We start from the raw sequence: 15,285 nt of genomic DNA on the forward strand, positions 1-15,285 counted from the left end.
ATCACGGCTTCGAAGGGCCGGCATTCTACGTCAGCTCAGGTATTTTTCGAACCAGCCCAGCGTGCGCTCCCAGGCCAGGTCGGCGGCGGCCTTGTCATAGCGTGGGGTCGAATCGTTGTGGAAGCCATGGTTGGCGCCGGGATAGATGTACGCCTCGTAGGTTTTGCCTGCCGCCTTGAGCGCTGCCTCGTACGCGGGCCATCCTTCGTTGATGCGCGTGTCCAGTTCGCCGAAATGCAGCAGCAGCGGCGCCTTGATCTTCGCTACATCCTTGGCATCGGCCTGACGGCCATAGAACGGCACCGCGCACGCCAGCTCGGGATAGGCCACCGCCGCCGCATTGGACACACCGCCGCCATAGCAGAAACCGGTCATGCCGACCTTGCCCGTGGCACCCTCGTGCGCCATCAGCCAGGGGATCGCAGCGAAGAAATCATTCATCAGTTTGGTCGGGTCGACCTTCTCCTGCAGCGCCCGACCCTTGTCGTCGTTGCCCGGATAGCCGCCGACCGAGGTCAGGCCATCCGGGGCCAGGGCCATGTAGCCGGCCTTGGCGACCCGCCGTGCGACGTCTTCGATATAAGGGTTGAGCCCGCGGTTCTCATGCACCACCACCACGCCTGGCACCTTGCCGGTGGCCTGGGCCGGCCGCACCAGGTAGCCACGCACCTGGCCATGGCCATTGGGCGAGGGGTAGGTGACGTATTCGGCCACGATCTGTGGATCGGTGAATTCCACCTGCTGGGCCAATGCATAGTTCGGGCTCAGGCTGGCCAGCAATGCGCCTGCCGTCAGCCCCCCAAAGGTGAACAGCGCCGCGCGGTCGAGGAACTCGCGGCGGTTGATCTTGCCATGGGCATAGAAGTCGTACAGTTCCAGCAACTCGGGGGAAAAATCCTTGGCACTGAGGCGATCCATCGGGCACTCCTATCGGAAGACACCAAGCGGTGAGGGTTGCACTCATTAAAGCAGCGTTTCGCACCCTGGCCAGCGCTTCGCGCGTCAGCGGCGATGCAGCAGGTTCCAGTGGTCCGCGACCTGGCCCATGGTCTTGGCTTCGCCACTTTTGAGCCAGGCCATGAAGGGGCGGTCGAAATGAAAGTTCGGGCCGCATGCCTCGGTCAGGAAACGCCGCACGTTCTGAGTGTTGCGATAGCCTCTGTCCAGGGGGGTGTAACGGGTGATGGGAGCACTGTGCCAGTCGAAGTTCATGAATCGCTATCCTTCGCGAAAAGATCATTGAGTATAGGGGAGGGGGCGAGCCGCGCCTGCACGCTGACGTCGTGCACGCCATCATGCACAGGGCACTTTTCCTGTGCCGCGTTTTGCCTCAGAGTCTGTGAATCGCCAATAGTGCCAAACGTCGACGGAAGGATGATGAGCGAAGATCAGTGGAGCCAACGCATGCAAGACAACGGCTGGCTGTGGAACCCTGCCCAGACTGGCGCGCAGGCGCCGTGCCTGATCCTTGCGCACGGTGCCGGCGCGCCGATGGACAGTGCCTTCATGAACAGCATGGCCGAGCGCCTGGCCGCTGGCGGGGTCAGCGTGGTGCGTTTCGAGTTTCCCTACATGGCCCAGCGCCGCAGCGGCGGCAGCAAGCGTCCGCCCAGTCCGCAGGCAAGCCTGCTGGAAAGCTGGCGACAGGCCTATGCCCTGGTGCGACCGCTGGTGACGGGAACCCTGGCCGTGGGGGGGAAATCGATGGGCGGACGGATGGCCAGCCTGCTGGCGGACGAACTGGGTGCCGATGCACTGGTGTGCCTGGGGTATCCCTTCTACGCGGCCGGCAAGCCGGAAAAGCCGCGAGTCGAACACCTGGCCGACCTGCGCACGCCAACCCTGATCATCCAGGGCGAGCGCGATGCGTTGGGCAACTGCGAGACAGTGGCAGGCTATGAGTTGTCAGAGCAAGTCGAGCTGTACTGGCTCAGCGCCGCCGATCATGACCTCAAACCCTTGAAGTCATCCGGGTTCAGCCACGATCAGCATCTGCAGACCGCCGCCGACCGGATCGTGGCCTTCCTGTCCTGACTCGCGTGGCCGACACGTGGCCTGCCATGCAGGCTGCGATGCGAGGGCAGGGGGCAGTCAGCGGTTGAAACGCTCCACCAGCGAGTACTGGCTGTTGGCGGTCTTGGTCAGCTCTTCGCTGAGCAGTGCCGAGTTCTGCGCCTGTTCGCTGGTTTCATCGGCCAGGTGCGAGATGGTGGTGATGTTGCGGCTGATCTCCTCGGCCACTGCACTCTGCTCTTCGGTGGCTGCGGCGATCTGCGTGGTCATGTCGGTGATGTTGGCGACCGCTTCGCTGATGCCGATCAACGCCTGGTCGGCTTCCAGCACGCGAGCCACGCCTTCCTCGGCCTGACGGTGACCGGCATCCATGGTCTGCACGGCATTGTTGGCGGTCTGCTGCAGCTTGGCGATGAGCCCGTGGATCTGCCCGGTCGACTCGCTGGTGCGTTGTGCCAGCTGACGCACCTCGTCGGCGACCACGGCGAAGCCGCGGCCCATTTCGCCGGCGCGTGCCGCTTCGATGGCTGCGTTGAGCGCCAGCAGGTTGGTCTGGTCGGCGATGCCTTTGATCACATCCACCACGCCGCCGATCTCGTCGCTGTCCTTGGCCAGCTGGGTCACGGTCTGCCCGGTTTCCCCGACGACCACCGACAAGCGCTGGATCGCCTCGCGGGTTTCGCCGGCGATGTCGCGACCGCGGCTGGTCAGGCGGTTGGCCTCCTGGGTGGCGTCGGCAGTGCGCTGCACATGGCTGGCCACTTCCTGGGTAGTGGCCGCCATCTGGTTCACCGCAGCGGCTACCTGCTCGGTTTCCAGGCGCTGACGGTCCAGGCCCTGGGAGCTCTGGTGTGCAAGGGCGTCGGATTGCCGGGCTTGACCGGTCAGGTGCTCGGCGGTGTCCTGCAAACGGGTCAGGCAGGTCTTCAAGCGCGCTTCCTGGCTCAGAATGGCCATTTCCAGGCGCGCCTGGGCGCCCCGGCTGTCGGTGTACATCTGCGCGATGAGGGGGTCCGAGGTGGTCTGGTCCGCCAGATCGAGCAGGCGCTTCATCCCACGCTGCTGCCAGCTCAGGCCCATCAGGCCCAGCGGCAGCGACAGCCCGGCAGCCAGGGCGAACCCCCACGAGGTATCCAGCCAGGTGCCGATCATGAAGCCGACCTGGCTGACCAGAATGAACGGTACCCAGTTCTGCAGCACCGGCATCCAGCGATCGCGGCCGGGTACCGCCGACCTGCCGTTGTTCAAGCGTTCGTAGAGCGACTGGGCACGGCGGATCTGCTCGGCCGTCGGCTTGATCCTGACCGATTCGTAACCCACCACCTGCTTGTTTTCCAGCACTGGGGTGACGTAGGCGTTGACCCAGTAGTAGTCGCCGTTCTCGCAACGGTTCTTGATGATGCCCATCCATGGCAGGCCCTGGCGCAGCGTCGCCCACATGTGCTCGAACACCGCCGAAGGCACGTCCGGGTGGCGCACGGTGTTGTGCGGCGCGCGAATCAGCTGCTCGCGGGTGAACCCGCTGATCTCCACGAAAGCATCATTGCAGTAGGTGATCATTCCTTGGGTGTCGGTCGTGGAAATCAGGCGCTGCTGGGCAGGGAAAGTCCGTTCGCGCTGGGTGATAGGCTGATTGTTACGCATGAGTGTCCATTCATTCCGTGGGGCTTTGACAGGTTCTCGGCCAGCTCGGGAAAAGATTGAATGGGATATCGGCGAAGGGCGGTGGGAGGGCTTCAAAGTCATTGCCGAGCAGGCCCCGGGAAGCGGGGCCTGCTCGCTGGCAGGCAAAGATCAAAGGGCCTGGATGACGGCGCTCATATGAGCCTGCAGGTCGGCGATCGGGTCGTCGCTTTCCTCGGCCAGCACCAGCAGCTTGCTGCCTGAGGCAGTGATCACCGCCTTGACCGCTTCGGGCGGTTGGCGATGGTCGATGACCAGGGCAACGTCGTTGTCCTTGAGCGTCATGCTCAGGTTTTCCAGCTGCGCGGTGTCCCACTGTTCGTCGTTGAGTACCTGGGTGGCCACCGTGTCCAGATTGAGACCGGCTGCAAGGTAGGCGAAGCGGTCGCTGAGGCTGACCACACTGACATTGTCCGCCTTTGCCAGGCGTGTCTCGCTGTCGGCGCTGAGCTTGAGCAGTTGCTGCTTGAGTGCAGCCAGGTTGGCGTCGATCCGCGGTTTGGCGGCCGGAGCCAGGCGTACCAGGTCGGCAGCCATGACGTCGGCCATGCGCCCCATGTTGTTGCTCGACAGCCACGGCTGGCTGTTCAGTCCGCTCACGCCCGGCTGTACCGCGATACCGGGCAGTACCCCGTCGACCGGGCGCGCAGCGTCGATCTCGACGATGCGAATGTTGCTGCGACGCGCCAGCGGGTACAGGGAATCGTCAGGCCATAGCGAACGCAGCCCGATCACCGCGTCGGCAGAGCCGGCCAGTCCGGCCAGGGCTTCTGCGCCGCGGCCGGTGAAATAGGCATTCTGTCGAGAGCCGGGCAGGTTGGCAGCGGCCGCACGTTGCAGTTTCACGCCGCTGTCCTTGAGCAGCAGTTGGCCCAGGCCGTAGGTGATCGGCAGGCTGGCGAGAACCTTCACCGGCTCCGCCGCCTGGATCGCAGGGGCGAGCGCCGCGCACAGGGCCAGGGCGACTGTCAGTTTGCGCAGAGTAGGCATTTATCCGATGTTCCCTTTGAGGCTGGGCAAGGTGCCGCGGGCGATGGCGGCGAGAGCGAAGGCCAGGCCTGCGACCAGGATGATGGCCGCCCCGGAAGGCACCGGCAGATCGAAGAGGATCGGCAGCAGGATCCCGCACAGGGTGCTCACCGTGGCAATGATCACCGAGATCCAGAAGAAGCCCTTGAGCGACTGGCTCAGCAGCCGTGCCGCCGCTGCCGGAATCACCAGCAGCGCACCGACCAGGATCGCGCCGATGACCTTCACCGCTGCCACGGTGATCAGCGTCACCAGAATCACGAACAGGTAATCCAGGGCTTTCACCGCCACGCCGCGCACCGCGGCCAGCTGCGGATTGAAGCTGGCCAGCATGATGCGGTTGTACAGCGGCAGGCTCAGGCTCAGGACCAGGGTACCGACCACGGCCAGTACCAGCAGATCGTTGCCGTTGACTGTCAGTACCGAGCCGAACAGCACGTTCTCGAGAATGTGCACGTTGATCTTGCCGGCCAGGGTCAACAGCAGGCTGGCACCCAGGGCCAGCGAGACCGACAGAAACACGCCGATCAGCGTGTCCGGCGCCAGGCCGGTGCGATTGCGCAGGTAATTGAGCACGATGCCGAACAGCAGGCAGTAGCCGAACAGGCTGCCGTAGGGGCCCGTGTAGGGTTCGCCGAGCAGGATGCCGATGGCCACGCCGGTGAGCGCGGCATGCCCGACCGCTTCGGAAAAGAACGCAAAGCGCTTGACCACCACCAGCGTTCCCAGGCCGCCCAGTACCGGGCCGATCAGCAACCCGGCGATCAAGGCGTTGACCACGAAACCATAGGCCAGTGCAGCGGGCAGGTAGCCGTCCGAGGCAAGGCCCTGGATGGCCAGGCGAAACTGTTCGTAGTCCATCAGGCGAGGCCTCCGGCGCGTGGATGGGTGGAGAACAGCGTGAGCAGCCGGTCTGGCGTCAGTGCGTCCGCCGGCCTGGCGTCGAACAGCACGCGTCGGTTGAGCCCGGTGACGTGGTCGGCCAGACGCTTGACCGCTTCCAGGTCGTGCTCGATCCATATGACCGTGATGCCGGCTTGCTGCCAGTCCAACAGCAGGCGCTCGAACACCTGGATGCCGGCTTCGTCGAGCGCCGACATGGGCTCGTCGAGGATCAGCAGCTGCGGCGCCGGGATCAGGCCCTGCGCCAACAGCACGCGCTGGCGTTCGCCGCCCGACAACGCGCCCATGCGGCGCTTGCGCTTGTCCTGCATGCCGACCCGCTCCAGGGCCTCGCCAATGGCGCCGGCATAGCGTTTCGACAGGCCGAGAAAGGCAGGCCGACGCTGGCACATGGCGGCCATGAAATCGTCGACCGTCATCGGCAGGCCACGATCGAATTCCAGTGCCTGCGGTACATAGCCGATCACCCCGGGGCTGCCCGGCCACTGCAGGCTCAACTGGCCACGATGGGGCATCTGCCCCAGCAGGGTCTTGATCAACGAGCTCTTGCCACCGCCGTTGGGTCCGACCAGCGCGTGCACGCTGCCGCTGGCCACGCGAAAGGAGACCTGGTCGAGAATCAGCGTGCGGCCCAGCACCAGGCCCACCTCGGCGAACTCGATGGCGGGGCCGCTGCGGGCGAGGGCGAGGGGTTCGGCGGCCGTCATGCGCCGGCCTCCTGGATGGCCCGGACCACGGTGTCGAGGTTGCCGCCCATTTCCTTCTCGTATTTGTCGGCGCTGTACTCGCCATAGGAGATGTGCGAGAGGGGGTACATCTTCACTCCCGACTCTCGCTGGATGGTTTCGACATAGGTCGAAGGGAAATCCATTTCCGAGAAGATCACCTTGACGTCCAGTTCACGCAGCTGGTCGATGGTCTTCTTCAGCTGGCTGGGGCTGGGCTCGATGCCGTGCGCCGGCTCGACCACGGCGGTCACTTCCAGGCCGAACTCGCGCAGCAGGTAGTCGTAGGCCGCGTGTACCGTGGCCACCCGCAGCTCGGCGTTGGGCGCCTGGGTCAGCTTGGCCAGGGCGTCGGCGCGCAGCGTGCGCAGGCGCTTGCCGTAGGCCCGGGCATTGGCGGTGTAGAACTTGGCGTTGTCCGGGTCGAGCTTGCCCAGTTCGCGGGCGATGTTGTTGACCTGGGCGATAGAGGCACTGATGGACAGGAACGTGTGCGGATTGACCACTTTGCCGGCGCCACGCGCCATCGTCCCGGTGGCCGCCAGCAGGGGCACGTCGGCATTGGCCTCGATCACGTGGATATCGGGTTTCTCGCTGGCTTCGATCATGCGGTCGGCAAAATCGTCATGGCCGACGCCATTGAGCACGATCACGTCCAGGCTGCCGATGCGCTTGATGTCGTCGGCGCGTGGCTCGTAGGCATGGGGGTTGAACCCGGCCGGGATCAACGGCACCACTTCGGCCTTGTCGCCGACGATGTTCGCCACATAGCTGTAGTAGGGGTGCAATGTGATGCCGATACGCAGCGGCTTGGCGTCGGCGGCCCAGGCGGTGCTGGTGAACAGGGTGCCCAGCACTGCAACGGACAGGAGTCGCAGCAACGGACGGCGGGCGATAGATCTGGGCATGAAGAATCCTGGTGAAGAGGGCGTATTCAATGGCGATGCTGGCGGGTGACACCGGTGTCGAACTGGGCGATGACCTGCTGCCAGCCGGTGTCGGCAAGCGACGTGTCGTCCAGCAGCGCCGGTGCACTGGCGGAGGGTGCGCGGTTGAGCCAGACATCGGCGTCCGCGCCGTTCATGCGCAGCAGGAACGAGCCCGCCACCTCTGGCGCCTGGCTCAGGCCCACGTAGGCGCCCTGGACCATCTGCCAGGCGTGGCTGCCGCGGCTGACCGAGCTGGCGTCCTGGGCGAAGGGTGGGAAGCCCTCGCGGGCCAGTTGCTCGGGCGTGACCGGATCGGACTGTTCCTCGGCCAGCAGGCGGACCTCGTCGAGGGTCACTCGCAGGTCGGCATAGATGCCCTGTTCGGCGGCGCTCAGGTCGCGTCGGGCGTCGAGCTGGTGGGACGGTACCGCGACGGCTTCGTGGCTGACCCCGTGCCAGGACACGACGCCGGCCGCCGCCAGCAGGATGAACAGGCACAGCAGGCCGACGTACAGGGTTTCATGGCCCGCACCGGCCGGGCGCACGATGTGCGTGACGGGCGTGCTCATGGTGCCTCGATGTCGGCTTGGTCGATTTCGACGACGTGGCCGGGGCCGGCATCGAACAGCACATAGAACTCGGCATCCGGACGCTTGAAGGTCACGGTCGAATCGCTGCCCAGCTTGCCGGGTACCAGGATGCTTTCGTCATAGCCGACCACGTCCAGGGTCACCCCCGGCGCGCCGCTGCCGTCGGAAAATCCGCCGGTGCAGCGGATCTGCTGGTCGTCGATCTGCTTGCATTCGCACATCGGGTTGTGCGCCAGGGCCACGCCGCTGCAGGCGGCAGCGAGCAGCCCCAGTGCCAGGGCGGGCCAGCGGATGAATGAAACGCGGGTCATGGTCGGGTTCCTTGACGGTTCAGCCAGGCCACCGTCGCGGGTGATGCCTGGCTCAATGGAATGGAGGTCTGGTGCATCGAGCCGTCCCAGCCTTCCATGGTGATCCACAGCTGAGCATCGGCTTGGGTTTTGGCCGGCACTGGCAACCCGGCGAACATGCGGTAGCCACTGCCGAAGAAGATCACGCCTGCAGCCCTCAGGCTGCGTGGCTTGCCGATGCGCAGGTAGGTGGCCTTGACCTGGTCGATGCAGGTCTTGCACAGGGCCGCGTTGAAGTACTTGATGTCCTGGCCGCTTTCGGCGGTCGGGCCTTCGATGCGGCGTTCGGCCAAGGTCAGGCTCCACGGCCCGACGGCGATGTCGCCTACTGTCCGCTCGCCCAGGCCGCTGTCGCCGCGATCCATGGCGTTCTCGGCGAAATAGTGCGGCATGAAGCTCAGCGGGATGAACACCAGCAGCACGTTGATATGGAACCGCCACTTGCGCCAGAAACGCGACAGGGGCGAAGGCGTGGGGGCACTGAGGACTCGGCTCACAGGCTGCGCTCCGCGGTCTTGTGGGCAATCGGGTGCAGGCTGCCGGTGGCCGTCTGCGCAGTTTCGTGGCGGGCGCCGCGCTTGAACGCCTGGGCCGTGGCCAGGGCGGTGCGCTTGCTCCAGATCATCAAGCCGCTGAGCACCATCATGCTCAGCAGCAGGCCGAAGAAGGCCCAGATCAGCTTGATCCACAGCCCGCCGAAGTCACCGGTGTGCAGCGGGCGCATGGACTCGGTAACGAACTCCAGTGCATTGCGGTCGCCCAGCAGGTGCGAGCTGATCAGCTGCCCGGTGTAGGGGTTGATGCTGGCGGTCTGGAACATCAGCGGGTACCAGCTGCGGCCACCCACTTCCATCGGGCTGTAGGCGTTGAGCGGCAGCGACACGTAGCTGGCATCGAGGCCCGGCACCTGCTGCTTGACCACGGCGATGGCCTGCTCGACCGGGATCATCGGTGCCGGCGTGCCGTCGGCCACCAGCGGCACGTCGGCCCGGGCGATCACCGAGGTGACCGGCGAGTAGCTGGAGATGCTGATCTGGTTGTCGTAGAGGATGGCGCGAATCAGGAACCACACGCCGGTAATGGCGATGACCGCGATGAACCAGATCGACCAGATACCGCTGAGGCGGTGGAAGTCACCCCAGAACACCCGTGCGCCCTGGTTCAGGCGCAGGGTGGGCTTGAGAAAGCCCTTCCAGAACTTCTTGTAGACCACCAGGCCGGTGATCAGGGACACCAGCAGCGGCAGGCCGAGGAACGACACCAGGTACCAGCCCCAGGAGAAGCCGTTGGTGAAGGGCACCAGCCACCAGCCGTGCAGGGCGCGGGTGAAGGCCGGGAAGTCGAACGCCGGACTGACGCCTTGCAGCACGCCGGTATAGGGGTTCACATAGACCGTTGGCGAGCGGCCGTCCGGGTAGGTGACACTGGCGTTGACGGCGAAGTAGTCGCCGTCGGGGTGAATGAGATTGCTGACTCGCAGCTCGGGATGATCGCGTTCGATGGCGGCCATCAGTTGGTCGTAGTTCAACGGCTGGGCGTCGTCGGACGGTTTGTTGGCACGCATTTCCGGATTGATCAGCCACATGATCTCGGTGCTCACCACGGCCAGGGTGCCGGTCACACATACGATCAGCACGAAAAACCAGATCGGCAGGGCCAACCAGCTGTGCACCAGGAACCAGATTTTCGAGCGGGATTTCTTGGACATGGGAAAACGTTCTCGATTCACGAAGCCGGTCGCCTGAGGGGCAGGTTCCGGATCCAGCGAACAGGTGGCCACGGATTTGGATGGCGGCTATTGCACTGGATAAACAAGAATGAGAACAAGAACCAAATGAATTACGGGTGCAATCATTTGAAACCTAATGTTTCAGAAAGCGCTGCAGGCCCCGTCGTGATTGACACCCGCCGGTCGATGGGAGCAATCCCTTCGATCCCCCGTAGGAGCGGTCCGCGGCCGCGAACCAGGCACCGCGGCATGTCAGATCATCCGCGGTGTCCTTTTCGCGGCCGCTGACCGCTCCTACAGGTGCTTTACACCACCGGGTTCCCAATCAACTGGCGCAAGACGTAGTGCAGGATACCGCCGGAACGGAAATACTCCACTTCGTTGAGGGTGTCGATCCGGCACAGCAGTTCGACGGTTTCCTGCTGGCCGTTCTCACGGCGGATGCGCAGGTCCAGGCGCATGTGCGGCTGCAGCCGGGCACCACTCAAACCGAAGATGTCCAGGGTCTCGCGGCCGGTCAGGGCGAGGCTCTTGCGGCTCTGCCCGTCGGTGAACTGCAAGGGCAGCACGCCCATGCCCACCAGGTTGGAACGGTGGATACGCTCGAAACTCTCCGCCACCACGGCCTTGACGCCCAGCAGATTGGTCCCCTTGGCAGCCCAGTCGCGGCTCGAACCGGTGCCGTACTCCTGGCCGGCAATGATCACCAGCGGTGTGCCGGCCTGCTGGTAGCGCATGGCCGCATCGTAGATCGGCAGCTTCTCGCCCGTAGGAATGAACAAAGTGTTGCCACCTTCTTCACCCCCGAGCATTTCGTTGCGGATACGGATGTTGGCAAAGGTCCCGCGCATCATCACTTCGTGGTTGCCCCGGCGCGATCCATAGGAGTTGAAATCACGCGGTTCCACGCCCTTGTCGCGCAGATAACGGCCCGCCGGACTGTCAGCCTTGATGTTGCCCGCAGGGGAGATGTGGTCGGTGGTGACCGAATCCCCCAGCAAGGCCAGAATGCTTGCGCCCTGCACGTCGGCGATCACGGGTGCGGGACCGGCGATATCCTCGAAAAACGGTGGATGCTGGATGTAGGTCGAGTCGGCCTGCCAGACGTAGGTAGGCGCCTGCGACACTTCGATTGCCTGCCATTGCGCATCGCCGGCGAACACCTCGGCGTACTCCTTGTGGAACATCGCGGTGTCGACCTTGGCCACTGCGTCGGCAATCTCCTGCTGGGTGGGCCAGATGTCGCGCAGGTAGACCGGCTGGCCGTCACTGCCGGTGCCCAAGGGTTCACTGCTGATGTCGGTACGCACACTGCCGGCCAGGGCGTAGGCGACTACCAGTGGTGGTGAGGCCAACCAGTTGGTCTTCACCAGCGGGTGCACCCGGCCCTCGAAGTTGCGGTTGCCCGAGAGCACCGAAGCCACGGTCAGGTCCGCGCTCTGGATGGCCTGCTCGATAGGCTCGTCCAGCGGCCCGGAGTTGCCGATGCAGGTGGTGCAGCCATAACCGACCAGGGCGAAGCCCAGCGTGTCCAGATACTGGGTCAGGCCCGCAGCCCGATAGTAGTCGGTCACCACTTTGGAGCCGGGGGCCAGGGAAGTCTTGACCCACGGCTTGGTGGTCAGGCCTTTCTCGACCGCCTTCTTCGCCACCAGGCCGGCGGCCATCATCACGCTGGGGTTGGAGGTATTGGTGCACGAGGTGATGGCCGCAATGACCACTGCGCCGTGCTGCAGATTGTGCGTCTGGCCGCGCCAGGTATACGGCGTGCCCTCTGTCTGGTCGGCGTTGCCCACCGCCACGCCACCGCCGCCCTCGCTTTCCAGGCGGCCTTCTTCCTTGCTTGTAGGCTTGAGCTGCAGGCCGATGAAATCGTCGAACGCCGCGCTGACCTTGGGCAGTGCCACGCGATCCTGCGGGCGCTTCGGCCCGGCCAGGCTGGCCTCGACCTCACCCATGTCCAGCCCCAGGGTATCGCTGAATACCGGCTCCTGGCCGGGCAGGCGCCACATGCCCTGCGCCTTGCAATAGGCTTCGACCAATTGCACGGTGGCTTCCGGGCGTCCGGACAGGCGCAGGTAACCCAGGGTCACCTCATCCACCGGGAAGAAACCGCAGGTGGCACCGTACTCCGGCGCCATGTTGGCAATGGTCGCGCGGTCGGCCAGGGGCAGATCGGCCAGGCCATCACCGTAGAATTCGACGAACTTGCCCACGACGCCTTTCTTGCGCAGCATCTGCGTCACGGTCAGCACCAAGTCGGTGGCCGTGATGCCTTCCTTGAGCTTGCCGGTAAGCTTGAAGCCGATGACCTCGGGAATCAGCATCGACACCGGCTGGCCGAGCATGGCGGCTTCCGCTTCGATACCGCCGACGCCCCAGCCCAGTACCCCCAGGCCGTTGATCATGGTGGTGTGGGAGTCGGTACCCACCAGGGTGTCGGGAAAGGCGTAGGTGCGGCCGTCCTCTTCCTTGGTCCAGACGGTGCGGCCCAGGTATTCGAGGTTGACCTGGTGACAGATGCCGGTGCCCGGCGGGACCACGCTGAAGTTGTCGAAGGCGCTCTGACCCCAGCGCAGGAACGCATAGCGCTCGCCATTGCGCTCCATCTCGATGTCGACGTTTTCCTCGAATGCCTGCCCGGTGGCATAACGGTCGACCATCACCGAATGGTCGATCACCAGGTCCACCGGCGACAACGGATTGATTCGCTGCGGGTCACCGCCGGCCTTGGCCACGGCGGCGCGCATGGCGGCGAGGTCGACCACCGCCGGTACCCCGGTGAAATCCTGCATCAGCACCCGTGCCGGGCGGTATTGAATCTCGCGATCGGAGCGGCGCTCCTGCAGCCAATCGGCCAGGGCCTGCAGATCGGCACCGGTCACGGTCTTGCCGTCTTCCCAGCGCAACAGGTTTTCCAGCAGGACCTTGAGCGACATCGGCAGTTTCTGCAGGTCACCCAGGCTGTTGGCGGCATCGGGCAAGCTGAAGTAGTGATAGGACGTGCCCGCGACGTCGAGCGTCTTCAGGCTTTTCAGGCTATCGAGGGAGGACATGGATCAGCTCCTTTTCAGGCCCGCACGGCACGGGCTGGATAAACAGGTTCTTTCAGTCAGGGACTTCCAGTGCATGCCCAGGGTTCCGATTTCCTTTATCATGCGCCGATTTGAGCACCCCGGCGGTGAAAGTCCCTTTATGAATACGCTGTTTATGCATTGCCGCCCCGGCTTCGAAGGCGAGGTCTGCTCGGAGATCGCCGAACACGCCGCACGGCTGGGGGTTGCTGGGTATGCCAAGGCGAAGCCGCTGACCGCCTGCGCCGAATTCATCTGCCACGAACCGGCCGGTCCGGCGCGGTTGATGCGCGAGTTGCGTTTTAGTGACTTGATATTTCCACGGCAGTGGGCCAGGGGCGATTTCGTGCAGTTGCCCGAAACCGACCGCATCAGCGTGCTGCTCGACCACCTGGCGGCCTATCCAGTGTGTGGCAGCCTGTGGCTGGAAGTGCTCGACACCAACGATGGCAAGGAGCTGTCGAATTTCTGCAAGAAGTTCGAAGCACCGCTGCGCAAGGCCCTGCTGGGTGCTGGCAGGCTGGTGGACGATCCTGCCTTGCCGCGCCTGCTGCTGACCTTCAAGAGTGGTCGCGAAGTCTTCCTGGGCATGGCCGACGCGGGTAATTTCGCCATGTGGCCCATGGGCATCCCGCGGCTCAAGTTCCCCCGCGAAGCGCCCAGCCGTTCGACCCTGAAACTCGAAGAGGCATGGCATCACTTCATTCCCCGCGAGCAATGGGACGAACGCCTGCACGGCGACATGACCGGTGTCGACCTGGGCGCCGCACCCGGTGGCTGGACCTACCAGCTGGTACGCCGCGGCATGCTGGTTACCGCCATCGACAACGGGCCCATGGCACAGAGCCTCATGGACACCGGACTGGTCACCCATCTGATGGCCGACGGGTTCACCTATCGGCCCAAGCAGACGGTGGACTGGATGGTCTGCGACATCGTCGAGAAGCCGGCGCGCAACGCCGCCTTGCTGGAAACCTGGCTGGGCGAGAACCTCTGCCGCGAAGCGGTGGTCAATCTGAAGCTGCCGATGAAGCAGCGCTATGCCGAAGTGCGGCGTTTGCTCGAACGCATCGAGGACGGTTTCAAGGCGCGCGGCATCAAGGTGCAGATTGGCTGCAAGCAGCTGTACCATGACCGGGAGGAAGTCACCTGCCACCTGCGTCGACTCGACGGCGGCCGGCGCTGATCGATCCGAGCGCTGCGGCCTGGCGTCGCACGCTGCGCTCGGACCGCGCGCTGGCGCTACACTATTGGTTGCGAACGTGCGCCTGAATGCCCGCTTGACCTGGAGCTTTTCATGACCCAAACCTTGCCTGCCGACCGTACCCTGGATGCCACCGGCCTGAGCTGTCCGGAACCGGTGATGATGCTGCACCAGCATGTGCGCGACCTGCCTGCAGGCGGCCTGCTGAAAGTCATTGCCACCGACCCCTCGACCCGTCGCGACATCCCCAAGTTCTGCGTATTCCTGGGCCATGAGCTGGTTCAGCAGGACGAGGAGGGCGGCACCTACCGCTACTGGATCCGCAAGAAAAGCGACTGATCGCCTCGCAGCGGCGGTCGCGCGGCGCACATACCCAGTTGCAGGCGAGCTGGGTATAATCGCCCCCTTTTTTCCAGGTGCCTGGCCATGCTGTCTGAAATTCATGCCTTTCTCGGCTGCCCTACGCCCGATGCCTGGGTCCAGGCCGCGCTGGCCGACCAGCGCACCTTGCTGATCGACCACAAGAACTGCGAATTCAAGGCAGCTTCCACGGCCCTGAGCCTGATCGCCAAGTACTGCACCCATGCCGACCTGATCAACATGATGTCGCGCCTGGCTCGCGAGGAGCTGGTGCACCACGAGCAGGTCCTGCGTCTGATGAAGCGCCGCGGAGTCGAGTTGCAGCCGCTGTCGGCGAGCCGCTATGCCTCGTCGCTGCGCAAGCAGGTGCGCAACCACGAGCCCGTCAAGCTGGTCGACACCCTGGTGGTTGGCGCCTTCATCGAAGCGCGCAGCTGCGAGCGTTTCGCGGCCCTGGTGCCGCATCTGGACGAAGAGCTGGGCACCTTCTACAACGGCCTGCTCATGAGCGAAGCGCGGCATTATCAGGGCTACCTGAAACTGGCCCATCAATACGGCGATGCCGCCGATATCGCCCAGACCGTCGACAGGGTTCGCGTGGCTGAAGCCGGACTGATCGAAACGCCCGATCCCGAATTTCGCTTCCACAGCGGTGTGCCGGCCTTCGCCTGACCTCTGCCGATGACGCGCTCCCAG

General features: G+C 64.5%; 16 protein-coding genes. 4 read left to right on the plus strand and 12 right to left on the minus strand.

What is annotated here, in order from left to right; all coding sequences use genetic code 11:
- Window positions 1–30: 30 nt before the first annotated feature.
- Both yghX and IFT44_RS14795 read right to left on the minus strand, forming a co-directional pair.
- A complete protein-coding gene (yghX, locus tag IFT44_RS14790) occupies window positions 31–918 on the minus strand; it encodes a YghX family hydrolase (RefSeq protein WP_192176134.1) in 888 nt (295 codons plus the stop codon).
- An 84-nt stretch (window positions 919–1,002) separates the two neighbouring features.
- Window positions 1,003–1,212, minus strand: a complete 210-nt coding sequence (locus tag IFT44_RS14795) for a DUF6434 domain-containing protein (protein ID WP_122478872.1) — start codon at window positions 1,210–1,212, stop codon at window positions 1,003–1,005.
- A gap of 165 nt (window positions 1,213–1,377) precedes the next feature.
- Here IFT44_RS14795 and IFT44_RS14800 point away from each other — a divergent pair, with 165 nt between their 5' ends.
- On the plus strand, window positions 1,378–2,034 hold the full coding sequence (locus IFT44_RS14800) for an alpha/beta family hydrolase (RefSeq protein ID WP_244652173.1): 657 nt from the start codon (window positions 1,378–1,380) through the stop codon (window positions 2,032–2,034).
- Window positions 2,035–2,091: 57 nt separating this feature from the next.
- On the opposite strand, the gene IFT44_RS14805 is transcribed toward IFT44_RS14800, so the two are convergent.
- The 10 genes from IFT44_RS14805 to acnA form a co-directional block, all read right to left on the minus strand.
- Complete coding sequence (locus tag IFT44_RS14805; RefSeq protein WP_122478868.1) at window positions 2,092–3,657, minus strand: methyl-accepting chemotaxis protein; 1,566 nt, start codon at window positions 3,655–3,657, stop codon at window positions 2,092–2,094.
- 150 nt (window positions 3,658–3,807) lie between these two features.
- A complete protein-coding gene (locus tag IFT44_RS14810) occupies window positions 3,808–4,686 on the minus strand; it encodes a metal ABC transporter substrate-binding protein (protein WP_192176136.1) in 879 nt (292 codons plus the stop codon).
- Window positions 4,687–5,586, minus strand: a complete 900-nt coding sequence (locus tag IFT44_RS14815; RefSeq protein WP_122478864.1) for a metal ABC transporter permease — start codon at window positions 5,584–5,586, stop codon at window positions 4,687–4,689. It lies immediately after the preceding gene.
- Entirely contained in the window at window positions 5,586–6,335 is a 750-nt protein-coding gene (locus tag IFT44_RS14820) for a metal ABC transporter ATP-binding protein (RefSeq protein WP_192103661.1), read from the minus strand. Before IFT44_RS14820 ends, IFT44_RS14815 begins: the two co-directional genes overlap by 1 nt.
- Window positions 6,332–7,261, minus strand: a complete 930-nt coding sequence (locus tag IFT44_RS14825) for a metal ABC transporter substrate-binding protein (RefSeq protein ID WP_192176137.1) — start codon at window positions 7,259–7,261, stop codon at window positions 6,332–6,334. The genes IFT44_RS14820 and IFT44_RS14825 overlap by 4 nt, the downstream gene beginning before the upstream one ends.
- Before the next feature lie 26 nt (window positions 7,262–7,287).
- Window positions 7,288–7,851: a DUF6162 family protein gene (locus IFT44_RS14830; RefSeq protein WP_192176138.1), complete on the minus strand. Its 564-nt coding sequence runs from the start codon at window positions 7,849–7,851 to the stop codon at window positions 7,288–7,290.
- Window positions 7,848–8,183 (minus strand): hypothetical protein, encoded by a 336-nt coding sequence (locus tag IFT44_RS14835; protein ID WP_122478856.1) that lies wholly within the window; start codon window positions 8,181–8,183, stop codon window positions 7,848–7,850. The genes IFT44_RS14830 and IFT44_RS14835 overlap by 4 nt, the downstream gene beginning before the upstream one ends.
- Window positions 8,180–8,719: a thiamine pyrophosphate-binding protein gene (locus IFT44_RS14840; RefSeq protein ID WP_122478854.1), complete on the minus strand. Its 540-nt coding sequence runs from the start codon at window positions 8,717–8,719 to the stop codon at window positions 8,180–8,182. The genes IFT44_RS14835 and IFT44_RS14840 overlap by 4 nt, the downstream gene beginning before the upstream one ends.
- Window positions 8,716–9,930, minus strand: coding sequence for a PepSY-associated TM helix domain-containing protein (locus tag IFT44_RS14845; protein ID WP_192136555.1), 1,215 nt, complete (start codon window positions 9,928–9,930; stop codon window positions 8,716–8,718). Before IFT44_RS14845 ends, IFT44_RS14840 begins: the two co-directional genes overlap by 4 nt.
- Window positions 9,931–10,256: 326 nt before the next feature.
- Window positions 10,257–13,007, minus strand: a complete 2,751-nt coding sequence (acnA, locus tag IFT44_RS14850) for an aconitate hydratase AcnA (RefSeq protein ID WP_192176139.1) — start codon at window positions 13,005–13,007, stop codon at window positions 10,257–10,259.
- 139 nt (window positions 13,008–13,146) lie between these two features.
- Between acnA and rlmM the strand changes: the two genes are divergently transcribed.
- The 3 genes from rlmM (at window position 13,147) to miaE (ending at window position 15,261) form a co-directional block, all read left to right on the plus strand.
- Window positions 13,147–14,211, plus strand: coding sequence for a 23S rRNA (cytidine(2498)-2'-O)-methyltransferase RlmM (rlmM, locus tag IFT44_RS14855; RefSeq protein WP_192176140.1), 1,065 nt, complete (start codon window positions 13,147–13,149; stop codon window positions 14,209–14,211).
- A 111-nt stretch (window positions 14,212–14,322) separates the two neighbouring features.
- Window positions 14,323–14,568 carry a sulfurtransferase TusA gene (gene tusA, locus IFT44_RS14860; RefSeq protein WP_122712992.1) on the plus strand — a complete coding sequence of 82 codons (246 nt, stop codon included), beginning with the start codon at window positions 14,323–14,325 and terminating at the stop codon, window positions 14,566–14,568.
- Between the two features lie 87 nt (window positions 14,569–14,655).
- Complete coding sequence (miaE, locus tag IFT44_RS14865) at window positions 14,656–15,261, plus strand: tRNA-(ms[2]io[6]A)-hydroxylase (protein ID WP_192176141.1); 606 nt, start codon at window positions 14,656–14,658, stop codon at window positions 15,259–15,261.
- The last annotated feature ends 24 nt before the right edge of the window (window positions 15,262–15,285 follow it).

The organism is Pseudomonas sp. CFBP 13710 (assembly GCF_014842235.1).
GTDB lineage: Bacteria > Pseudomonadota > Gammaproteobacteria > Pseudomonadales > Pseudomonadaceae > Aquipseudomonas > Aquipseudomonas baltica.